The organism is Acinetobacter sp. ACZLY 512 (genome assembly GCF_023614015.1).
Lineage (GTDB): Bacteria > Pseudomonadota > Gammaproteobacteria > Pseudomonadales > Moraxellaceae > Acinetobacter > Acinetobacter soli.
On the sequence record NZ_JAKIVI010000002.1, the window covers coordinates 230,827 to 254,545 of the forward strand.

General features: G+C 40.1%; 16 protein-coding genes, 2 tRNA genes and 1 pseudogene. 9 read left to right on the top strand and 10 right to left on the bottom strand.

Annotation, left to right across the window (positions count from 1 at the left end; translation table 11 throughout):
* Nucleotides 1-100: 100 nt before the first annotated feature.
* Nucleotides 101-859 (top strand): imidazole glycerol phosphate synthase subunit HisF, encoded by a 759-nt coding sequence (hisF, locus tag L2096_RS03555; protein WP_250364881.1) that lies wholly within the window; start codon nucleotides 101-103, stop codon nucleotides 857-859.
* Nucleotides 860-873: 14 nt separating this feature from the next.
* Here the strand turns inward: hisF and L2096_RS03560 are convergent, their stop codons facing one another.
* A complete protein-coding gene (locus tag L2096_RS03560; protein WP_250364882.1) occupies nucleotides 874-1,515 on the bottom strand; it encodes a sterol desaturase family protein in 642 nt (213 codons plus the stop codon).
* 103 nt (nucleotides 1,516-1,618) lie between these two features.
* Between L2096_RS03560 and L2096_RS03565 the strand changes: the two genes are divergently transcribed.
* Entirely contained in the window at nucleotides 1,619-2,617 is a 999-nt protein-coding gene (locus L2096_RS03565; RefSeq protein WP_055414649.1) for an AraC family transcriptional regulator, read from the top strand.
* On the opposite strand, the gene L2096_RS03570 is transcribed toward L2096_RS03565, so the two are convergent.
* Both L2096_RS03570 and L2096_RS03575 read right to left on the bottom strand, forming a co-directional pair.
* A complete protein-coding gene (locus L2096_RS03570; protein ID WP_004934110.1) occupies nucleotides 2,614-2,856 on the bottom strand; it encodes a hypothetical protein in 243 nt (80 codons plus the stop codon). The genes L2096_RS03565 and L2096_RS03570 overlap by 4 nt on opposite strands.
* Nucleotides 2,857-2,940: 84 nt before the next feature.
* Nucleotides 2,941-3,963, bottom strand: coding sequence for a DNA/RNA non-specific endonuclease (locus L2096_RS03575; RefSeq protein ID WP_250364883.1), 1,023 nt, complete (start codon nucleotides 3,961-3,963; stop codon nucleotides 2,941-2,943).
* 277 nt (nucleotides 3,964-4,240) lie between these two features.
* Between L2096_RS03575 and L2096_RS03580 the strand changes: the two genes are divergently transcribed.
* A complete protein-coding gene (locus tag L2096_RS03580; RefSeq protein ID WP_250364884.1) occupies nucleotides 4,241-4,633 on the top strand; it encodes a hypothetical protein in 393 nt (130 codons plus the stop codon).
* 48 nt (nucleotides 4,634-4,681) lie between these two features.
* Here the strand turns inward: L2096_RS03580 and L2096_RS03585 are convergent, their stop codons facing one another.
* On the bottom strand, nucleotides 4,682-6,562 hold the full coding sequence (locus L2096_RS03585; protein WP_004934101.1) for a potassium transporter Kup: 1,881 nt from the start codon (nucleotides 6,560-6,562) through the stop codon (nucleotides 4,682-4,684).
* A gap of 122 nt (nucleotides 6,563-6,684) precedes the next feature.
* Here L2096_RS03585 and L2096_RS03590 point away from each other — a divergent pair.
* The 3 genes from L2096_RS03590 (at nucleotide 6,685) to L2096_RS03600 (ending at nucleotide 11,974) form a co-directional block, all read left to right on the top strand.
* Nucleotides 6,685-6,774: transfer RNA gene (locus L2096_RS03590), tRNA-Ser, on the top strand.
* 491 nt (nucleotides 6,775-7,265) lie between these two features.
* Nucleotides 7,266-10,217: an ATP-binding protein gene (locus tag L2096_RS03595; RefSeq protein ID WP_250364885.1), complete on the top strand. Its 2,952-nt coding sequence runs from the start codon at nucleotides 7,266-7,268 to the stop codon at nucleotides 10,215-10,217.
* A 2-nt stretch (nucleotides 10,218-10,219) separates the two neighbouring features.
* A complete protein-coding gene (locus tag L2096_RS03600) occupies nucleotides 10,220-11,974 on the top strand; it encodes a response regulator receiver domain (RefSeq protein ID WP_250364886.1) in 1,755 nt (584 codons plus the stop codon).
* A gap of 11 nt (nucleotides 11,975-11,985) precedes the next feature.
* On the opposite strand, the gene L2096_RS03605 is transcribed toward L2096_RS03600, so the two are convergent.
* Both L2096_RS03605 and L2096_RS03610 read right to left on the bottom strand, forming a co-directional pair.
* Complete coding sequence (locus tag L2096_RS03605; RefSeq protein WP_250364887.1) at nucleotides 11,986-13,044, bottom strand: DNA cytosine methyltransferase; 1,059 nt, start codon at nucleotides 13,042-13,044, stop codon at nucleotides 11,986-11,988.
* Between the two features lie 295 nt (nucleotides 13,045-13,339).
* Nucleotides 13,340-14,158 carry an HNH endonuclease gene (locus L2096_RS03610; RefSeq protein ID WP_250364888.1) on the bottom strand — a complete coding sequence of 273 codons (819 nt, stop codon included), beginning with the start codon at nucleotides 14,156-14,158 and terminating at the stop codon, nucleotides 13,340-13,342.
* A gap of 671 nt (nucleotides 14,159-14,829) precedes the next feature.
* On the opposite strand from L2096_RS03610, the gene L2096_RS03615 reads away from it, so the two are divergent.
* On the top strand, nucleotides 14,830-15,483 hold the full coding sequence (locus L2096_RS03615; protein ID WP_250364889.1) for a DUF805 domain-containing protein: 654 nt from the start codon (nucleotides 14,830-14,832) through the stop codon (nucleotides 15,481-15,483).
* Between the two features lie 60 nt (nucleotides 15,484-15,543).
* Here L2096_RS03615 and L2096_RS03620 read toward each other — a convergent pair whose 3' ends face one another.
* Nucleotides 15,544-17,385, bottom strand: a complete 1,842-nt coding sequence (locus L2096_RS03620; RefSeq protein WP_048765319.1) for a monovalent cation:proton antiporter-2 (CPA2) family protein — start codon at nucleotides 17,383-17,385, stop codon at nucleotides 15,544-15,546.
* A 181-nt stretch (nucleotides 17,386-17,566) separates the two neighbouring features.
* Here L2096_RS03620 and L2096_RS03625 point away from each other — a divergent pair.
* A tRNA-Thr gene (locus L2096_RS03625) sits at nucleotides 17,567-17,642 on the top strand.
* 375 nt (nucleotides 17,643-18,017) lie between these two features.
* Nucleotides 18,018-19,421, top strand: a complete 1,404-nt coding sequence (locus tag L2096_RS03630; RefSeq protein ID WP_250364890.1) for an amino acid permease — start codon at nucleotides 18,018-18,020, stop codon at nucleotides 19,419-19,421.
* 891 nt (nucleotides 19,422-20,312) lie between these two features.
* Here L2096_RS03630 and L2096_RS03635 read toward each other — a convergent pair.
* The 3 genes and pseudogenes from L2096_RS03635 to L2096_RS03645 form a co-directional block, all read right to left on the bottom strand.
* Nucleotides 20,313-21,809 (bottom strand): CoA-acylating methylmalonate-semialdehyde dehydrogenase, encoded by a 1,497-nt coding sequence (locus L2096_RS03635; RefSeq protein WP_250364891.1) that lies wholly within the window; start codon nucleotides 21,807-21,809, stop codon nucleotides 20,313-20,315.
* A gap of 56 nt (nucleotides 21,810-21,865) precedes the next feature.
* Nucleotides 21,866-22,216 (bottom strand): cupin domain-containing protein, encoded by a 351-nt coding sequence (locus tag L2096_RS03640; RefSeq protein WP_250364892.1) that lies wholly within the window; start codon nucleotides 22,214-22,216, stop codon nucleotides 21,866-21,868.
* Between the two features lie 18 nt (nucleotides 22,217-22,234).
* Nucleotides 22,235-23,622: pseudogene (locus L2096_RS03645) on the bottom strand (NAD(P)/FAD-dependent oxidoreductase).
* Between the last annotated feature and the right edge of the window lie 97 nt (nucleotides 23,623-23,719).

The following is a 23,719-nucleotide window of genomic DNA, read 5'->3' on the forward strand; positions in this document are numbered from 1 at the left end:
GAAACAAATATAAGTTTGATAGAATAGCCACACAGTTTACCAAGATTCTTGATGATCTCGGAAAATTTATTTATTTAGACTCATACTGTTGGATGTCACAATGCTTGCAAAACGTATTATTCCCTGCCTTGATGTCGACAATGGCCGTGTCGTAAAGGGCGTACAATTTTTAGATATCCGTGATGCAGGTGACCCTGTGGAAGTCGCACGCCGCTACAACGAACAAGGTGCAGACGAAATCACTTTTCTGGATATTACAGCAACGCATCATGGACGTGACACCACCTACCGTACAGTCGAACGCATGGCAGAAAGCGTTTTTGTTCCGCTTACCGTAGGCGGTGGCGTACGTAAAGTTGAAGACATCCGTTTATTGCTCAATGCCGGTGCAGACAAGGTCAGTATTAACTCTGCCGCAGTGTTTAATCCGGAGTTTGTACAAGAAGCCTCACAACGCTTTGGCGCACAGTGCATTGTGGTGGCCATCGATGCCAAAAAAACCGGCGAAAACAAATGGGAAATCTTTACCCACGGCGGACGCAAACCCACCGGCATTGATGCGCTGGAATGGTCAGTCAAAATGGCCGAATACGGTGCCGGCGAATTGCTGGTAACCAGTATGGATGCCGATGGCACCAAAGCCGGTTATGATATCTCTCTGATGCGCGAAATTAACAACCGCGTTTCAATTCCGACCATTGCCTCTGGTGGCGTAGGGAATTTGCAGCATTTGGCCGATGGTATTTTACAGGGCGGTGCCGATGCCGTGCTTGCAGCCAGTATTTTCCATTTTGGTCAGCACACCATTCCAGAAGCCAAACAGTTTTTGGCAGCGCAAGGCATTGAAATGCGTCTTTAATTGGCAGCACATCATCAGGCCACCTTGCGTGGCCTGTTTTGTTGATGGCCGTAATCGGTAGCAGTCAGCGCAGTGGGTGTCCACTTTACAGGGCGTAAGCGTTCAACCGCATGGGTGAATTGCTGTGAAACAGCCGGAGGCAACCAAATACCCAGCGGATTAGCCTCTTTTAAATCGGGTGAAGACACCACACGTGTTCCAAGCAGATAATCAAACCACGGTTTGGTTACGCACCAGTTGGCATCCTGATTGGCATTCATATGATGATCGACATGCCATGGAATACGGCGCTTGGCCCAATCGGGCTGTAAATGCGCTTTTCGATGTACATAAAAATAATTGATTGCACTGTAGGCCGCCGCAATGGCCATGCCTTTGGAAAGCGGTGCAAATATGGCCATAGAGGTCGCTGCGACCACGCCAAGTGACAGCAGTTCATTACGTGTACGCCAGCTGGCTAGCCCCTCGACATAACAGTCATCATGAAAATGCTGTGTTTTTACTTCACGATGATGTGCCCAGTGTGACGCCATACTTCGAGGAACCGGGCTATAGCGCGGCTGTCCTATACGGTGTACGCCATGCAGAATATATTTATGCGCCACCCATTCAAAGCCGTTGGCCACAATTAACCCGGCAATAAATCCTTTAATCATAGTGTTCTCCTCAATCCTGACTTGAATATATGAATTTTTCTGTGCTATGTATTGACGAAAAACCACGCAATATTGACAAAACACGACAACATGGAAAGTCGCTATGCTCACAGTGAAAAATTATGCAGGCTCGGTTTATGGCGGACTTGGGCAACTCCTGATGTGCTATTGCGAGGCCGAACAGCTGCCAGTACCCGACCGTTTACAGGCGATTCAACGGCTTGAGCGCTTTGACTATGTACTGTGGCGTGAGCTATTAGATGAGTTGTATCAGTTGCGCCCTATAGCGGGGCTGGGCTTAAAAATTGCGAGTCACGTACAACCTAAACATTTGGGCATTTTGGCTTATATTGCGCTGTCGTGTGAAAGTTTGGGCGATGCACTCAAGCGCTATCAAGATTTTTATCGACTGGTTTACGATGGTAGCCCGCTGAAGGTCGAGCAGCACGGTGCTTATTTTTCTATTCGCTGGGAAGAGCCCGAACCCCACCCGACCCAGCTTACCGATGAAATTGCCATGGCACTGATGCTGCAATTTTTACAGCAATTTATGTGCAAAACCCGTATCGAGCTGCATGAAGTGCATTTTATCAATCCACTTCCCAAAGATGCGCCAGTCTATAACCGTTATTTTCAGTGTCCGGTACGGTTTTCACAGCCGAAAACCCAGCTTTTGATTCCGCTCAGTGAAGCCAGCAAGGTCGTGGGCAATGCCGATCACACCTTACAGCAATTGCTGATGCAGCAAGCACACGCCCTGCTCGATCGCTTGCCACACTCGACCCAACTCGACCAGCGCTTGCAGCAAATGATTTTAAAAGGCTTACAGCAAAACCAGTACCAGATTGAAGTCATTGCACAGCAGCTGGGTATTTCGGTACGCCAGTTACAGCGCCATTTACAGCAGCAACACAGTAGCTATCAGCAACGGGTACAGCAAGTGCGCTACATGCTGGCCACCGAATATCTGAGCGACCCGCACCTCAGCCTGCAAGACATCGCCTTGTTACTGTGTTATTCAGAACAAAGTGCTTTTCAACGAGCCTTTAAACACTGGTCGGGGCAAACACCGCAGCAGTGGCGACAGCAATCACGCCGTTAGGCAAATGGATTATCGATTTCGTCGGGATCGGGGCGCTCTAAACGCTCGGGCAAAGGTGATGCCTCAAGCTCGGTCACCACAGCATTGATAACACTTTGTAAGGCTTTGGCAAATGCTAGGCCTTGCTGATCTTTGGTCAGTTGTAGATTGCCATAAACGCTCACGCAGTCGGTCTGGTTTTCGATGGTAAGATCGTCAATTGCCATGGACTCGGTGCCATTGACATAAGGTGTAAACATGCTCGGCCTTTTCTTATGATTGTATGAGTGTTTTAGCTTGCAGCGATTTGCGCGTGATTGCAACGGGCAAATCGCTGTGTGCTGTTAGCGTAAAATCTGCAAGAAATAGTGCAGTAAGGCATCGACCAGCTGCTTGATTAAAGCCTGCTTGGTGTCGTCGTCGATTCCGCCCGAAGACGACGGTGGCGTCGATCCGATGCTTTGCTGGATAAACTGTTTGCTTGTGGCTGCAATGGTGTCAGAAGATGCCTCTTCGGCACATTGGCTCTCGCCATCCCAGTGTGCATAGGCCAGTGGTTGGTTTGGCTTAACCTGCGCAGCGGTTTTAGGTAGCTGATAGACATTGCGTTTTTGCTCTTCGGTCAGCTGCGGAAACAGGTTGATTCCGAGTTTTTCCTCTAAATAACACACACTGACCACATTGACCTGCAACGAGTTGTTGTTGGGTGCATAGTACGCGCCAATGGCACCTGTTTTCGGGATATACACCGCCTTATACACCGCAGTCGGTACAATCACGCCACGGCCAATGGTTTTTAGGCGTTGCCCTTCAAATAATGGCCCGGTGACCACGTAGACATCTTGCTTTTGCTTGACCACAATCGCACGGGTGGCCTCTTCAAGCTCACGCCAGATATGCTGATTATTTTTAGGTGCCTGTGGCACCATGTTTGCCAGTGAGAAACTGTCATGCTGGGCTTTTAAATCGCCCATGTCACCGTTGGGTGCCATATGCCCGCGGTCGTAGCCCGAGCCACGATAATCGCTCAATAATGCGCGATGTGCTGCATTGCCTACACGGGTTTCTTCATGAAAACTGTCTTCACGCTTGAGCTTCACACTCAGGCGCGCTGGATTGAGATATTCGGCCGACCACAATGGTGTTTTGGAAACCCCGGAATACATCACATTAAAGCCGTTAAAGCACAGCGCATAACTATTGTTTTGCAGGCTTTGCTTCATCAGCACAGGTGGAACGTCACGGTAAAACTGATTTAAACAGCCCGTGTTATGTTTGAGCGGTGATATCCACTGGCTGATTTTGCCTTCGCCAAAAGCGACCGCAAAACTGCCCACGGCCACTACGCCCAACAGGAGTTTTCCCATGTACTGATTCTTTTTTCGTGCCACGCGCGATTCGATATCTAAACCAAAACAAAAGCTTAACAAGCCCGGATTTGCCTGTACATCAAGGCACACCCCAATCGATCAAAGCATCAACACAAATTGATCAATAAATAATCTATACGCGTAACGATTTGTCGTTTTAATTTTATTGTTCGCTTTCAAAGTGCTTGTGTTTCGTATCTTTGATTGAAACAGCCGTCAGGGTTATGACAAGGTAGACCCCTGTAAACGATAAGATGAAAAATAGGTATTACATATGAAAGCCCAGTTATTGTGTTCAGTCGCGTTGATTACAGGTACGCTTAGCATGACCGCATTTGCCGAAGCGCCTGTACAAGCAGGCGAAACGCTTGAAAGCTTATCGCAAGTGAAAGTATCGACCACAGTGAATGGTCAGCCAGGTTCAATTGCAGATTTGGTTAACAGCGGTAAAGTGCAAGTGATTGCAGGTGCTCAGCCTAGCGCACCAGCGATGCAACCAGCGCCCGCTCCTGAAATGGCAGGTGGTGCCGAAGCACCTATGCAGGCGCCAGCAAATGCAGCGATGCCGGCACCTGAAGCAACTGCACAACCATCTGGTGCAGCAGCGCCACAGGCTCCACATGCCAACGCCATGCCTGAGCAGCCTGCGCCAATGCAAGCTGAATAAGCCAACCGACATAAAAAAACCAAGGCAGTTGCCTTGGTTTTTTTATGCTCAGATTTCGATCTGACTGCCCATTTCGACCACACGGTTAGGCGGGATCTGATAAAAATCACTCACCGGACTGGTATTACGTTGCATCGAAATAAACAGCTTTTCACGCCAAGGCGACATGCCGTCTCCTACGGTATGAATGAGACGATCACGAGAAATAAAGAAGCTGATTTGCATCATGTCAAATTCGAGACCCAATGCCTCATAAGCCTGCTGTAACGCTTGCGGAATGTTGGGCTGATCTTTAAAGCCGTAATTCATCGAGATACGATAAAAATGATCGTCCATTTTTTCAATCTCGATCCGATCGGCATCGCTTACATACGGAATATCCTTGGTAAACACCGTCACCATGATATTGCGGTTGTGCAACACCTTGTTGTGCTTGATATTATGCAACATGGCATGCGGCACAATATTCTGATTCCCCGTCAGAAAAATTGCATCGCCCGGTACAAAATGAGTTTCCGAGCTTAAACCGATACTTTTAATAAACAGCCCTATCGGTAAGGCATCGGTTTCCAAACGATGATGCACAATTTCACGGCCACGTTTCCATGTCATCAAGATGGTAAACACCACCACCCCAATTACAAACGGCACCCATCCACCAGATAGAATCTTAAGTGAGGTCGACGCCACAAAAATTGCATCGAGGGTAAAAAACGGAATAGCAAACAGTGCCACTTTCCACCACGGCCACCCCCAGGCACCATGTGCAAGTACCGCAATCAAAATGGTGACACAGAGCATGGTCATGGTGACTGCTACCCCGTATGCACTGGCCAAATTGCTGCTTTTTTCAAATAGGATAATCAGGATAAATACCGAGATATACAGCACCCAGTTGATAAACGGCACGTAGATCTGGCCTTGCTCGACATCGGAGGTATGAATCACGGTTAAACGCGGTAAATAGCGCAGCTGAATGGCCTGATTAACCATAGAAAATACACCGGTAATCACCGCTTGCGAGGCAATGACGGCGGCCGCAGTGGCCAGCCCGATCATGGGGAAAAGCGCCCACTCGGGTACCAGCAAATAAAACGGATTCGACACCGCTTGCGGATCGCGCAATAACAGCGCGCCCTGACCGGCATAGTTCAGCATCAGGCTTGGACACACCACAATGAACCACGCCAGACGGATTGGCATACGCCCGAAATGGCCCATATCGGCATATAAGGCTTCGCCACCTGTCATGGTGAGTACCACAGAACCCATGGCCACAAAAGCCACAAACGGCTGATGTATGGCAAACTCAAACGCCCAGATTGGATTGATAAACCATAAAATATGCGGGGTTTGAATAATACTCCATAGCCCGAGTGCGCCAATGGAAATAAACCAGAGCATGGTGATCGGGCCAAAAAACTTGCCCATGGTGGCCGTACCATGGCGTTGAATTACAAACAGTGCAGTAAGAATGCCCAGCCCAATTGGCATAAGCCATTGATCAAATGCAGGCGTGGCAATACTTAAGCCCTCGATGGCCGAGAGCACCGAAATGGCAGGCGTGATAATACCATCGCCAAAAAATAGCGAGGCACCAATAAAGCCCAGCGCAATCAGGTAGATTTTTTTGTTGGGATCAAGCTGTTTGATACGCAGCAACAAGGCCAGTAGCGACATAATGCCGCCTTCGCCGTTGTTATCGGCACGCATGACGATGCTGACGTATTTGAAACTGATAGAGAGCGTAATGCACCAAAAGATTAAAGATAGGATGCCAAAGACCGTCGCTTCAGAGATATTCACATGCGCACTGGTGAACGTCTGAGCAAAGGCATACAAGGGACTGGTCCCGATATCCCCAAACACTACCCCTAAGGCGGCTAAAGTCATCGCTGGAAGCGCGACTTTTTTTGCAGAACTTTGCATATAATATCTTCGATTTGGAACAGTATTTTTTCGCAATATTATCACTAAGTTCTAAGTTTTTCTCTAAATCAATTGTTTCATACTTGGCAGAATACAAAATATTCGCTATTATCGCTCGCCTTGGTGAGGTGTCCGAGTGGCTGAAGGAGCACGCCTGGAAAGTGTGTATACGTTTACGCGTATCGAGGGTTCGAATCCCTCTCTCACCGCCAAAATATACGAAGTAGCCACCGTAATGAAAAAGCTTGATCTTGAAGAGATTGGGCTTTTTTTGTTTTTAAGCGATAACTAAATAATTCAATAGCAATACTTTTATATGCTCAATTCGTACTCAGTGTTTAACAGTAAAATGACTTGTCACAGCTTACGAGGCTTACTTATATCGCTTTTTCAAAAGTCATGATATGTTTCCACACGATAGAGGTTTAATTCACTCACAAATTGAAAGATATACTTTAAGTATGTAAATATAAAAACAAAGTATATAACTATAAAAAACAGATAGATAATTACATAAAAACAAATAATTGAATATTTAATTTTATTAATATTTTAAAGAAATATACAATAATTAATATGATAATATTTCTATCTAACATCTAATTAGTATGTGGTTTCAATCAAAATATTCAGTTAAACTTACTAGCTCTTAAGCATTTTAAAATACCAATTAGTTCTTCATGAAAAATAAATATAGGGTTATATGACTGTAAAATCTTTTAACTTTAGAGCTAGAGCTCGTACTATTGAGCACTTAGGTAAAGGACAAATTGCAGACTGTCCGACAGCTGTTAGTGAACTTTGGAAAAATGCTTATGATGCTTATGCAAGAGATGTTGCATTATTTACTGTAGATGCTGATTATCCTTGCGGTGCATTAATCGATAATGGTTGTGGTATGTCACCCGAGCAGATTATTGATAACTGGCTAATTGTTGGAACAGAGTCAAAAAGTAAGAAAAAAGCTCTAAGTGAAAAAGATCGTTTTGGTCTCGCAATTCGTCAAACACAAGGCGAAAAAGGAATTGGGCGTCTCTCAGCAGCATTTTTAGCAAACGTCACCTTTCTTGTAACCAAAAAGTTAAATGGCTCTTTTACATCACTTCTTGTGGATTGGCGGTTATTCGAAAATCCTTATCTCTCTTTTGAGGACATTAGTATTCCCTTCTTGGAATTCGATACAATTGATGAAATCACAATTGCTTTCGATTTATTAAAAGAAGAACTGATTAAAAATGTAGAATTTGAAGATAAAAATTCTACTAAGAAAAGAGCATGGGACAACTTCTCTGCAGACGAGATAGAAGAGAGTAAATATAATAACGTTCTTACAACACAAAAGAGAATTCTCAGTTTTTGTAAAAACTCTTTGTTGGATGAAAGAGCGATCTTTCCTTGGAAAGGAATACTAGATAAAGTTTCTGATAAAGATGGTGGGCAACATGGTACAGCTCTATTTCTATTAGATTTACGGCGTGATTTAACACTACTAACCAATCAAGGTGATCTCGCTAGAGAGAACCAAGAACTCGAAGGAATTAAAAAGGATCTTGTCGATACGTTAAGGGCTTTCACCAATCCATATATAAAAAAGGATAAAAATTTTTCTTATAGTCTCTATACAATAAAAAATAATAATACAGAACCAAAAGATATTTTAAGAGAGTCAGAGGTTTTTAATGCACAAGAATTTGAATATCTTGAACATTCTGTTGTTGGTAATTTTGATGAAAAAGGATGGTTCAAAGGAAAAGTTAAAGCATTTGGTAAGTTTAAAGGTGACATTAACATTCCTCCTAATATCAGTATCAATCCCAAATCTGGTGTCGGTGGTTTTCAATTTCATATTGGAACGTATGAATCAACAAAAGATATGAGTTCACTTGAAGATAATGCTGTCGACAAATTAAACATCTTAGCGAAAAAATATGCTGGATTATTAATATTCAGAGACAATTTGCGTGTATTACCTTATGGTCGTGTAGATAATGACTTTTTTGAAATTGAAGAACGTCGTTCAAATCATGCTGGTAAATACTTCTGGTCAAACAGAAGAATTTTTGGCTATATAGGAATTACCCATGAAAAAAATAAAGAACTTAAAGATAAGTCTGGACGTGAAGGATTTATCAGAAACCAAGCATCTAGAGAATTAAAAACTCTTGTGTCTGATCTCCTTATTAAAGTTGCTGATCTTTTTTTTGGTAATGAATCTGAAGAACGTCAAGAACTATTAGAAATCGTAAAAAAAGAACGCGAATTAAGAAAAGAAGCACATACAAAAGCACGTAAATCTTCTCAAAAAAGCTTTAAAGAAGCCTTAAAACTTCAAACACCTAAATTAGAAGAAGCATTATATTTAGTTAAAAATCTCAAAATAATGCTTGATAATTCTGTAAAATTGCATTTGGATGAATTATTAGAATTTGAGAAAAAATTATCAAAACTTGAACAAACTCGTATAGAAATTAAAACTCCTACCAAACCTCCGAAATTAGGCCTCTCTGAACAACGCTATAGAGAATATCGAGATAAATATAATGAGTTCTCAGCTTATGTTATCCAATTAAAAACTTTCTTTAATAAGATGGAGTCAGAATTAAATAAGCTAGATCCACAGCAAACGGCTAAGAAATTATTTGAAAAGAATCAAGCTATTTTAAATTCAAAACTAAATAAACATCTTTCGCTCATTGAAACTAAGATGAATGAAGTTTATTCAATTTGGAAGAAGGATATCAGTGAAGATAGAAGTATGTATCATAATCAAGCAATTCACATTGTTGAAAGTGTTGAAGATGTTTCTCACTTAGAAAGTGCTCTTAATAATCTCGATATTATCTATAGAGATTTAATCGAAACATACACCTTCAAATACGATGCGATTTTGAAAACCTTAGAGAAAGTTTCTGAAGGTATTAATCTTGACTCAGCATTCTCCATAGCTGAAGAAGAACGTTCTGATATTGAAGAAAAAATGCGAACAATTAATGCAGTTGCACAACTTGGAGTTAGTGTAGAAATTTTATCTCATGAGCTAGAAGAAATAGATTCATTAGTCACTCGTGGGTTAAATTCATTACCAAGTGATGTAAAACAACACCCTGGTTTCAAATTAGCATACAACTCTCATAAAGCACTCACAAGTCAAATTCGCTTCCTTTCCCCATTAAAAATTTCTGGCTATCAAGCCCGTCAGACAATTACTGGTAAAAATATCGAAGCCCATATTATTCAGTTTTATGGTGATCGTTTTGAAAGACAACGTATCAATTTTGAAGTAACTGAAGCCTTTAGATCGTTAAAAATTAGTGACCTTCCCTCACGTATCTACCCAGTATTCATTAATTTGATTAACAATGCGATGTATTGGGTTGCTCTGGTTGAAGACAGAAAAATTAAAATTGATTTAATTGATGATCTCGTTGTTATTGCAAATTCAGGGCCAAAAGTTGATGAAGATGATGTTCAAAGACTGTTTGATCTTTTCTACACGAAACGAGCGAATGGGCGTGGTGTGGGACTGTACTTATGTCGTGAGAACTTAGCTGTAGCGCATCACAAAATTTGGTATGCCGAACAATATAATGACGACCCTTTCATATTCGAAGAGGGCGCTAACTTTATTATTAAATTTAATGGATTGGAGAAATAATTATGTCTGTAGCTATGCAATACGAAGATTTAATTCAAAAGACATTTTGTAAAAATGCTATACGCTCAGTAATGTTAATTGACGATCAATTTATTCCTTACCCTGATTTAATAGATTCATTATCAAATAGTAGAGAAATTGATGCAGACAAAATTCTTACCTCCCAAAGAGCTGCTCTATTAGAAAAATTCTTTCAAAAGGAAAAAATTTTATGTGATATCGATAGTTCGACTGAAAATCTAGACGTAGAACGCATCAGAAAATCTGATTTACTTATTATTGATTACCATCTTGAACATAATGATCCGAGTAAAACTTTAGAAGTTTTATGTGGTTTAAAAAATTCTAAGCATTTTAACCTAGCCGTAGTTTATACTAGCGAAGAACCTAAAACTGTGTGGAAACAAATTGCTTCTTCTTTCAAACCAGTTAAAAATATTATAGATGAAATTAACAAAATCAATAATTTGGATGATTTTTGGGAGGAAGAGATCCTACCTAGTATACAATCTGGTACCGAATATACTCTGACAGAGAGTGAACTTATTGATTACATTCTATCAGAAAAAAATAGCGGTAGAATCAAAGGAATATTATCGAAAAATATTCATTTCAAAGAAAAAAAAGAAGAAATTGTAAATATTATATGTGATTATTTTTTAAATGAAAATCAACTATATAAATGTTCAGAAAATATCAAGACTAACATAGAAGGTGATGAAGCCGGTAAAACCTGGATCAAATCAGGAAATGTTTTCGTATGCATTTATCCAAAGAGTTCAGAAAATTTTGAACATGATCCAGCTAACATCTGGAAGACCTTAAGGGATTCATTAGTTAATTGGAAGCCTTCTTACTATCAATTAATTCAATCTGAAATTCAGAATCATATTGAATCTGATTCAATGGCTTTTAATAGTGTTCATGATAATGACAAACATGGTCAGGCTGCTTGGTTACAAGAAATTCTAAAATCCAATAGCCCCGCAGAATATACTCAACTTATTAGAAGTATTAACTCTGATATATCGGAAGAACTTTCGGTAAAATTCAATAAAAATGAAGAATTAAGGACTTTTATAGAATCAACTTTTCAATATTATAAAGAAGATTTTATGGTAAAACCTAGTACTGATCCTGTTAGATTCTGTGCGGATATATTGGGATTACCCTTTGATATAAATAAAACACCTAGAGATATGTATCATGCATTGAATATGCATTTATCATCTAAGAATTACCAAAATGAATATATTTCTACTGGAACAATATTTAAGACAGTTATTTCTCCGTACAATACAACTGATACTCCCGATACTTGGTATCTTTGTGTTTCTGCAGCATGTGATATGATCCCAAATCAAGCAAATGATCCATATAATGAAAGATTAATGCCGAATCATCGCTTTATTCGTGTTTTAAAGCTTTTTCCAACCAATCAAGATATTGCAATCAAAAATGCAACTCATTCAAAATATATTTACGTTTATGATAATGATGAAAGAAAATATTTTTCTATCTTAAATGATTCATCAAACTTACCATCGATTGATTATATGACTATTAAAGATCATGTTACGCAACTCAATAGATTTTATGTGCCTCTAACTAGACTCAAAAATCACGATGGTCATATAGAAATGGAAGATATTTTAGTCAAACTTAAATCACAACTTCGAGTTGGGTATGCTGAACGCTATCAATCAATAGCTTCTCAGCACAGCGCACGTATCGGAGTAGACTACAAAAATATGTGATATAGAGTTAGTCATTCAATCGAATTTAATTTTTGGTAATGTTTTAGAATGGCTAAACCAAATTGTTTAGCCATTTCACATGGTACTGCATTTCCAATCTGTCGAGAAGCTTCAGCTACACTGCCTTTAAACACGAAGTCTTTAGGAAATGTCTGTAATCTTGAAGCCTCCCTTACACTAATCGCACGATATTGATTCGTATCAGGATGCCCAAATCGTCCATTAGAATAACTATAGCATCGAGTTGTTAAAGTAGGAGCTGGCTTATCCCAACTCATTCTTCCGTAAACATCCATATGGCCTAAATGCGTCTTATGGCATTCATTAACCAAATAATCTGGCCAATCACGTCGATCCCCACCTTCTGGAGTATTTTGAATACGCTCTAAATTACGCTCATTCAAGATTGGACATCTATGCCATGGATCGTTTGGATGTATTTGACCAGCATGAATGGCTGGAAAATCTCCAATGAAATCTCGAACGGTTTTTATCGGTTCTAGACCATCACCATGTGTTCTTGCTGGAATTTCGACTTTTCCAGATTTACAAGCTAATAGAACAAAACGCTTACGTTTTTGTGGGACACCATACTCTTCAGATTTTGCGATGAATTCTGTAATCTTATATTCCTTAGATTTTAAAAAAGTGATAAACCGCTTGTAAGGACCATCTTTTTCTTTATCAATTCTTTGAAGACCAGGAACATTTTCTACAAGAATATACTCAGGTTTTAATTCATTGATAAAACGGTGTGTTTCATCTAATAATGTACGTCGAATATCATCTTCAGTTTTTGATTTATTTTGTGTAGAAAATGGCTGGCATGGAGCACATGCAACAAACAAAAGAGGTTCTTTTTCTCTGTTTTTCTCTTCAAAAGCTTTTGCTAATATTTTTTCATTTACTTTGCGGATATCATCATTAAAAAATAAAGCTTCAGGAAAATTTGCTTGATATGTTTCAGCCGCTCTTATATCAAAATCTAGTCCAATAGTGATATCTAAACCAGCTTGACGTAGCCCTTCACTTGCCCCACCGCAACCAGAAAAGAAATCTATTACTTTCAAGAACTTAACCCATTTTTAATTTATAAAAAAATCTTCCCATTATAGCAAAATTTATCACTTACTGTTAGAAAAAACTATCTTAAATGGTAAAAATATAAACATTTAGGGATAACAATATCTATTTTAACTAGATTTAAATTAATTTAAAATATAAATGAAATATAATCCCAGTTATTAATAATAATTTTTAATATAATAAAATATAAATAAATACCTCTTAAATATATAACATAAATAATTAAAAATATAATCACATAAAATTTAACTTAAAAAAATATTAAGTTATAAACTTTAGTCAATATATTAATTTCATAAATTTTTCACGATGACGTTCTAGCAATACCATATCAATTGAAAATCTAATTGGTGGAGTAATAGGTTGACCTTCAATTTCAAAAAAACCCATCTTAAATTTAGTAGTTTTGCTACTCTTGAGAAGTTTAGGAGAGATCATAACTTCTAGTTTATCATTAAGTGTAAGTAAATGTTGATCGAATGCTCGATCGTATAAAGCAGATAAACACAAACCATTATGAGGGCTGAGACGCTTATCTGGAGCTTCTTTCCAACTTACTATATGGCTAGCAATCAGTAATTGAGGCTCAGCTAATCCACTAATACAACATTGCCCATCAAAATTGTTAAGGATAGTTGAACGAAAAAAGCTTTGACGAATACGTTGACTTACTGTGACCTGATACTCTTCGCCATAAAAGCTTTGATGAACTTCAGCTGGCTCAAGTTGTGAGAATAAGTTATCAAGTGAATTTTCATCAGTTCCAACTATTTTCTTTAAAATATTTTCAGCTTCAGTATTTAACAAACTTAACTTATTATTATAAAGCTCCCAAATTTCTCTATCTAAAGAGGATGTATTTCCCATTCCCTTACGACCACTTGCAATTATAATGGGGTCAAGACTTGCAAAATTTACTAACTTCATAGCAATAGCATTAGAGTTACGTTTGATTATTTCCGCCCATTTTATAATTAATGGATTTTTAGCATGCATACGTCCGAATGGAAGCTGGTAGTACAAATATAAGGCTAATATTGTTTGTTCTTTACTCCAAATTCCTTTTTCGGGTAATGATGAGTTGTAGCTCAATAACATTATCTTTACCTTTAAGTTCTTAAAATAATATACACAGTAAGATTTTCACTCATTATATTTTAGTAATAGTCATAAAGTCTCAAATCATAGTACTTTAGTCTTTCATTAGTCTAACCACACAAACACTTCATTCAAAGTGAATAACTCACACTGAATAGTCTTTGAATTCCCAATCCAAATTGACTCCCTTTTCCCCACAGATTATCATTCCCCTACTGGCCTACATTGCCAGTCGGTTTTGACAGACCGTTTCCTAAGAGCACTAAAAGATCAATTCTTTTGGTGTGCACCCCCGTGCTCCCCTCTGCGGTAGAACGGGAGGGGGACACCTTCGGGTGTGCTGATTCTTAGGTTCAGTCTGTCAACCCCCTTTCGTTCTACCACCATAATCAATTGACAGTGATTCGGTAGAACTTCTTAATTACCTAAGGAGTCATAGTCATGACTATTGTTAATCATTTGTCTAACAATTTATCACATCTTTCTATTTTGCCTTTGTGCTTATCCAAACGCAGATCACCCATACCTTCATGATCTTTTTTTAAATTCAGATCACGGCATGTTTACGTTTAATTTTTAATATTTGGAATGCTTTTCCATAGGTTCGCTTGCCCTAAAAAATTCTGGCGCCAAAAAAATCATTCCATCATAAAAAATAAGGATAACAATACATGAAAGGCAAAATACTCGATTATTCCGTTCAAACCAATACCGTTATTATTCGTACCGAAGACCAAAAGCATTATTCATTTTTAGGCGCTGTGTGGCGCGAGTGGATTGTCCCCATGCCGGGCATGCATGTGTCTTTTGAATTAGATGCGCAAGGCGAGGTAAGCGAGGTATTTATCGATGTACCCACCGACGAGCCACCTATTGCGCTAACAGACCATTCACATACAGCTCTGGCCAAGGCCAACGTCTACAATACACGCGCTGCGCAGCATCAAAAAAATTTAGAAAAACAAGCCCGCTACCGCACCTTAGACTGGGTGCTAAAATGCATAAAGCACAGCTTCGATTTTAAAGGCCGTGCCCGCCGCCGTGAGTACTGGTCATTTATGGGGTGCTATGCCCTGCTCGGCTTAAGCCTGCTGGTATGTTGCTATGTATTCAACTTGGCAAATAGCCTGTTTTGGGGCGTTATGCTCACTATGCTCATACCTGCACTTGCGGTGAGTGTGCGCCGTCTGCATGACATTAACCGCACGGGGTGGCTATTACTTATTAATTTGGTGCCCATCGTGGGTATTGTGATGGTGATCTTTTTCTTTACCCTTGAAGAAGGCGATACGCACAGCAACCGCTATGGCCCAGCCTCAAAGTAAAATGTGTTTAGTGCAAGGCATTCAGGAAGTGAGCGGGTTGCATCACTTCCTTCACTGCGCTTACTTTGGCGCATTTTGGTCGGGTTCGTCTTGGGTTTCTGCATCATTTAAAAACTGTGCCGAATGCTTGGGTGCAATTAAGGGCGCAGTAGGCCGTGGGTGGGTATTGGTGTACTGCATGCCCACACTGGCATACATATCGTCGGCTGCAATTTCGGTTTCATAGCGCTCTTCATCGCGCTCACGAATTTCGCGGGTAATCTGCCGAATCTCGCGCTCATCGATGCCCAGCTCTTTCAGCACGGCCCCGCCAAACACAATGGCAGACTCAAAAGTCTCGCGCAAAATATAATCGACATTTTGCTTAACCAAATACAGCGAATGCTCACGGTCGTAAGATCGAACCAGCAACTTGGCCAGTGGAAACTCATGCTGCACCAGATCGACAATTTGATTGGTCATCTCTTTCTGATTCACACATACCAAGATCGCTTCGGCATGTGCCGCTCCGGAGGCCTGTAAAATATCCAGCCGCGAGCCGTCGCCATAGTAAATTTTAAAACCGAATCTCTCGGCGTTTTTAATCATGTCGATATCGGTATCAATAATGGTCACATCTACCCCGCGTGCCAGTAAAAGCTGACTGGTGACCTGCCCAAAACGCCCGAAACCAATCAAGAGCACACTGCCGCAAAGATCTTTAGCCACCTCAACCTCATCCAGTGAATGCTGGCTTTTCTCTTGGGTAAAGCGCTTAAGCAAAATGCCGAGCACCGGTGTAAATACCATCGAGAGCACCACAATGGCAGTCAGATTGGCTTTGGTGGTAGCATCAATCACCTGTGCGCTGGCCGCCGCTGCAAACAGCACAAAGGCAAACTCACCGCCTTGCGCCATCAATACTCCACGATCAAGCGCCTCATGGTGCGAACTGCGGGTCATGCGTGCCACGATATAAATCATGAGGGTTTTTACCGCCATAAAAGCCAGTACTGCGGCCAAAATAAATGGCCAGTTCTGCCTTACAACGGTCAGGTCGAGCGACATGCCCACACCCAGAAAAAATAGCCCCAGTAAAATTCCCCGAAAGGGTTCGATATCGGCTTCAATCTGGTGCCGAAATGTCGATTCCGACAGCAACACACCCGCCAGAAATGCCCCCATTGCCATAGAAAGCCCACTCACCTGCATCAGTAATGCTGCACCCAGCACCACCAACAGCGCGGCCGCGGTCATCACTTCACGGGCTTTAGAGGCAGCCAGCAAACGAAACAGCGGATTGAGCAGCCAGTAGCCTGCGGCAATCAGGCCAGCAATGGCAAGTAACCCAATGCCGATACTTTCAAGGCGCGAGCTGGTGGTTTCGATCACGTGCGTAGGCGCCATAAAGGCCACCAAAGCCAATAGCGGTACAATCAGTAAATCTTCAAACAGCAAAATCGAGACAATTTTTTGCCCTTTGGGCTGGTTCAGATCGCCACGGTCGCCCAGAAGCTGCATCACAATGGCTGTAGAGGTCAGTACAAAGCCTGCCGCTGCAATAAAGGCAATTTGCCACTTCAGGCCAAACAGCATGGCGGTGCCGGTCAACGCCAGCGCACAGGCCACAATTTGCAAGGTGCCCAAACCAAAAATCTGACGGCGCAGCCCCCACAAATGCGAAGGCTGCATTTCAAGCCCGATAATAAACAGGTACATCACAATACCCAGTTCGGCAATGTGTAAAATAGAAGCTGGATCTTGAAAAAAAGCCAGCCCAAATGGCCCGATCACCAACCCCGCAATCAGATATCCCAGTACCGAGCCAAGACCAAGCCGCTTAAATATCGGCACCGCAATAACGGCCGCCGCCAGCAACACCACAGGCGCCAACAGACCAATCGAATGCGCTTCCTCGCTCATGCTGTTTTTCTCTTTTTTATGTTTCTTGGTTTGACTATAGGGCGAAATGCATGAATTCAAAAGCACAATTTTTTTCTATGTAAGCCAGTATGTGCTGCAATTGCACACAGTTTATGCACATAACACCGCGCAATACTTGACCTTTGCTAAGCTTCCTGTAAAATTCAGCCTATTCAAAGATGCCGGCATAGCTCAGTTGGTAGAGCAACTGACTTGTAATCAGTAGGTCCACAGTTCGAATCCGTGTGCCGGCACCATCATTAAACCTCATGAATATTTGATTTATGAGGTTTTTTTGTTGCCTGTAGGTTTTGTACAGTGCTAGTCCAACGCACTATTTAACGGTCCATTTGATCGATAGTCTGTTGGTCCATAAGCAATATGTATACAATAATATGAGTCAGTTATATAAGCTTTTATAAATTAATTAAATTTGATCTTCCAAAGGGAATTAACTGAAATTTATATTTGAATTTCTATTTTTTTCTAACTTATATCCTGTTTAGTTTTCATTCATACATTTATACAAAAGGGCCATGTAAATTCATCTTTTTTACATATATGCAATCTCTTATCGGAATGCTTATATTCCCTCAAATGGGTTAAAACTATAATCATAGAGGAAGTAAAAGATGCCTATTCATACGGAACATGATCCACGTCTGAAATCTACACTCAAAACCCGCCACATCAGCATGTTAGCCCTTGGTGGAGTAATTGGAGCTGGCTTGTTTGTCGGTTCTAGCTCAGTAATAGCTGCTGCAGGTCCAGCCGCCTTTATCTGCTACGCCATTACAGGAATCATGGTAGGTTTAATCATGAGAATGTTAGGAGAAATGGCGGCAGCTCGTCCTACCAATGGTTCATTTGTAGATTTTTCTAGATTAGCCTTTGGTAATCTCGCAGGGTTTTCAACTGGATGGCTTTATTGGTATTTCTGGGTAGTTGTCGTTGGTTTTGAGGCAGTTGTTGGTGGACAAATTATTAATCAGTGGTTACCAGATATTCCTGTTTGGATTATCTCACTTGGCTTACTAATTCTGATGACCTCTCTCAACTTATTATCAGTAAGTTCTTTTGGCGAAGCAGAATATTGGTTTGCTGGAATTAAAGTAGCAGCTATTGTTGTATTCTTGGTTATTGTCGGAGCATATGTATTTAAAGTATGGCCAAATTCAACAGCTTCTTTTGCTAATTTAACTCAGCATGGCGGGTTCTTGCCCCACGGCACATTAGCTCTATTCTCTGGTGTAGTTTCAGTAATTTTCTCAATGAGTGGAGTAGAAGTTGCAACTATCGCTGCTGCAGAATCCGATAATCCGTCACAAAACATCCGTCGTGCCGTAAATACTGTAATGGCGCGGATCTTGGTCTTTTTCGTTTTATCTACACTGTTCATTGTTGTTGCGCAACCTTGGACTAATATAATTCCAGGTAAATCACCTTTTGTAGCAACACTTGAAAAAATTGGTATTCCTGGTGCAGGTACAATGCTGACAGTAGTAATTCTTGTTGCTGTATTATCTGTACTTAACGCAGGTTTATATACCGCATCTCGTTTATTGCATGTATTAAGTTCAAATAATGAAGCTCCAAGTTGGTTAGCTAGAAAAAATAAGCGTGGTGTACCAGTTTGGGGTGTACTCACTTCTACATTAGTGGGATACGGATGTGTCGTAATTGCGGCATTGTGGCCAGACACTGCATTCCAGTTTTTACTTGATTCGTCTGGTGCTCTATTCTTATTTATCTACTTGATGATTTGTTTATCACAGTTAAAGTTACGAAAAAAATGGGTACAGGAAGGAACACTAACATTTAAAGTGTGGTTGCATCCTTGGTTACCATTATTCGTAACACTATGCATCATAGCTGTCTTAGTTAGTATGGGAATAAATCCAGCCACGCGACTAAGCTTATTACAATCCCTAATTGCAATCTTTGTTATTGTTATTGCATACGGAGCTATGAAAACTGTTAGCACTAATAAGGCATCGCATGCTCCACATGTTAATCCTTTAAGAAACACTAAATAACTAAAATCATTTCCTATTTTTGACTTAACAATCTCGGTATACCAATACTGAGATTTTAATTATATAAATCAATAAATAAAAATATACTTAGATATAAAATTTTTAAGCCCCACTTCCACTTCTCCTAAACTAAGCCATTGATAGGTGCTTAAACAATTTCCTAAATCTGAATTTTATTGAGCTTTAATCGTATACGTTGTCAAATTTATTGCTAGAACCATAATCGGGTATAATGTCTGATAAGCTTAAATTTGCTTAACCTTTAGAAGTGAAAATTATCAAAGCGACTGGTACAAGTAGCTGTATTGGAAAACTATCAGTAGGTTTTAGATGCTATGGATGACAGTCAATATTGTGATAATTGCTTCTGTACTCTGAATATTATCGATAAAAGTACTCACGAATACTAAACTCGAAAATAGACATATTTTTGCTGGTTGAACGTGTAGTTAAGGACTAGAGCTACTTAAGCTGTAATATGACCTTTCCAAGGTAGCTTCGTGTTGATAATAATCCTGAGTTGAACTAGGCCAAATTGCTAGAGTTGTGACAAGATAAAAAGAAGTAGTACATATAATCAAATAAGCTACAAAAAATGCTTTTATTGAATGATTCAATAGTTCATTCAGGAAGTAGTTTTTCAATACTTATTTATTTGAAAAACTGACCATAGATTAGAGGACTAGTTTTGTTATAGCGTTTGCATAATAAGCAACGACCACATAAGAATTAAAATAATTTATCTACTACCGTTTACAGGAAAGAGCTAGAAAGCTCTAGTTTGGAACTCTCTCAATAATGGGAAAGTAAAAAATGTTTATTTAATTTAAGAAAAATGGCTTAAACCCCTTGAAATTTAAGCCATTAAGCTATCTTTTATTTTTGCTAAAACTATAAGGTCGGCATTGAAAATTGTGCACCCTCTCGGATTTGTGCAGTTGGCCAACGCTGAGTGATAGTCTTACGGCGAGTGAAGAAGCGCACACCATCTGGACCATACATAAATAAATCACCAAATAATGATCGCTTCCAACCACCGAAACTTTGATAAGCTACTGGTACTGGCAGTGGAATGTTAATACCAACCATACCAACTTGAATGTTATCTGCAAAATAACGAGCAGCTTCTCCATCTCTAGTATAAATACAGGTACCATTCCCATACTCATGTTCATTGATTAGTTCCATTGCTTCCTGCATTGTCTTAACACGCATAACCTGAAGTACAGGACCAAAAATCTCTGCCTGATAACTACTCATGTCTTTGGTAACACCATCGATCAATGTAGCCCCAACATAAAAACCATTTTCATAATATGCATGGACGAGATCTGAACCATCTACACAAATAGTAGCTCCTTGCTGTTCAGCACTTTTAATATGTCCAATAACTTTAGTTTTATGTTCTGCGGTAATTACCGGCCCAAAATCATTTTGTTTATCTGAATGAATACCTACTTTTAAATTTGCCATCGCATCTTTTAAAGCTGCAATCATTTTGTCAGCAATTTCATCACCCACAGCAACTGCGACTGATAGAGCCATACATCGCTCTCCAGAAGAACCAAAAGCAGCTCCTAATAAGGAATTCACTACATTGCATAAATCAGCATCAGGTAGAACAATTGCGTGGTTCTTCGCACCACCAAGCGCTTGGCAACGCTTACCATTGGCTGTAGCAGTTCTGTAGATATATTCAGCAATTGGAGTAGAACCTACAAAACTTACTGCTTGAATGTCTTTATTAACCAAAATAGCATCTACAGCTTCTTTACCACCATTTACTACATTAAGTACACCATCAGGTAAACCAGCTTCTTTTAACAACTGAGCAATATATAAAGTCGCACTAGGATCCCGTTCAGAAGGTTTTAGGACAAAAGTATTTCCACATACAATTGCCATTGGGAACATCCATAATGGCACCATTACAGGAAAGTTGAATGGTGTAATTCCAGCAACCACACCTAGTGGATGAAACTCACTCCAAGAATCAATATTAGGGCCGACATTACGACTATGCTCACCTTTCAATAACTCAGGTGCGCCACATGCATATTCGACATTCTCAATACCACGTTGTAACTCGCCTGCTGCATCATGAATAATTTTTCCATGCTCTTCACCAATTAAACGGCAAATTTCAGCAGTATTTTGCTCTAATAACTCTTTAAATTTAAACATGATACGAGCACGTTTTAGTGGAGGTGTTTTACTCCAAGATGGAAACGCGGCTTTAGCTGAAGCGACCGCTTCATCAATTGTTTTAGCTCCACCTAAACTTACTTGCTTACTGATCTCACCTGTTGATGGATTGAATACTGGTTGAGTATTACTTTCATCTACAACTACTTCGCCATTGATAAAATGTCCAACGATCTGGCTCATTTGATTCTCCTTAACTTTAGATATATTCCTTACTTTTCCTTAAGGAAATGATTGAATTAATAAATTGTGAATATTTTTCTAACTGTTTCAGTTACATCCCAACGACCTGTCCAGCCAATAGGCAAAATTATCAAATCGCCTTCACTTACAGAAATGACCTCACCTGTATTGTCATCAGTTAGAGTTGCTTTACCAGATATGATGTAGCAAAACTCAGTATCCTTTCTATCTATAACAGGCCATCCTCCCGGTTGACACTCCCAAATCCCTAAATTCCCTTGAGCATTAGGTGCAAGAGTTTGAATTCCTAACTGAGGCTTTCCACTATCAGCGCCAGCACGCAAACCTGCAGCAGGTAAATTGCCGTTTTCGATTTCATCGCGCTTAACAATAGTCATAGTTGTCATGCATTTACTCCTTTAAAATTAATGAGCGCCAGTCAATGCTTCTAGTGCAGATGCAACAGTAGAAGGATGATTAGTCATGTTTTCTTCTTTATCAGCGAACGCCGTTGCAGATAAACCAAAATTAATTCCCACCCACCGTAAAGGTTCAGGTTCCCATAAAGGAGAAGCATGATTTACGATTGGTAGCTTATTAATTGGTTCTTGAATATTTAGAATTAAATTTTTGAGAATTCGTCCCGAAAGGTTACTCATCGCGACACCATCACCTACATAATGCCCCCCCAAGCAATGCCAGTATTCGGATCAAAACCTACAGATGGTGACCAATCACGGGCAACTCCAAGGGCTCCACCCCATCGATGAGTTATTTTTAAACTGCTTAACGTTGGGAAAAAATCATTAATAGTGCTACGGATGCTTTCATGAACGTTATCAACAAGATCAAATTCAGGTGAAATTGTTGACCCATAATGATAAGGAGCGCCACGTCCACCAAAAATCAATCGTCCATCAGCAGCCATTTGTGCATATACACGTAAATGCCTCATATCATTAAAAGCTAACCTATGGTTTAACTTCAGATCATTTCTTACAGATGCAGGAATTGGTTCTGTGGCCAGTACTAATGAATACAAAGGAATAATTGATCGTTTATATCCATCTAGTTGGCATGAATAACTTTCTGTAGCTTTTACAATAATAGGTGCTTTAACTTTGCCTGTTAGAGTCGTAACTTGCCCAGAATTTATATGTGTTACGGCACTTTTCTCATAAATTTTGGCTCCTAATTTTTCTACGGTTTTAGCCAAACCTCTAACAAGCTTACCGGGATGAATTACAGCGCAATGTGGTGTATAAATTGCCCCTAATGCATTAGAAATATTGATCTTTGATTTAGTTGCTTTAGCATCAAGGAAATACCATTGGTCAGATAAGCCAAAATCTTTCGAAGCCTTAACTGAAGATTTTGCACGCTGTAGTTGTGCCTGTGTTCGAGCTATTGATAAAAAGCCGTCTTTAGAATAATTTGCATCAATATCTTCCAATTGAAGAACTTGACCAATTTCATCTACTGTCTCATTCATCACTTGCTGTAAAAACAGCGCACTTTGATGAGATGAATTTTTTGCTACTTTAGATAATGAAATTGGAAATATGGCAGAAGCCCAACCTCCATTACGACCTGATGCTCCAAATCCAGCATATTCACGCTCTAGAATCACAACTCTAAGAGAAGGTGATGTTTTAAGTAAGTAATACGCAGTCCACAAGCCTGTGTAACCAGCTCCGATAATGACTACATCAGCATCAATCTCAGTATTTAACGATGGTCTTTCATCAGTTTTTTCATACCAATATGGAATATTTGGTAATTTGATGAGCTCATCCCTAAGTGCTTCATTCATTTATTATTCCTCAAACATTTTTAATATTGATTGAGGATGTTAAGCCCATGTCAAACACGATTCTATTGGTAAGATAAGCATAAAAACTGCTATCTTT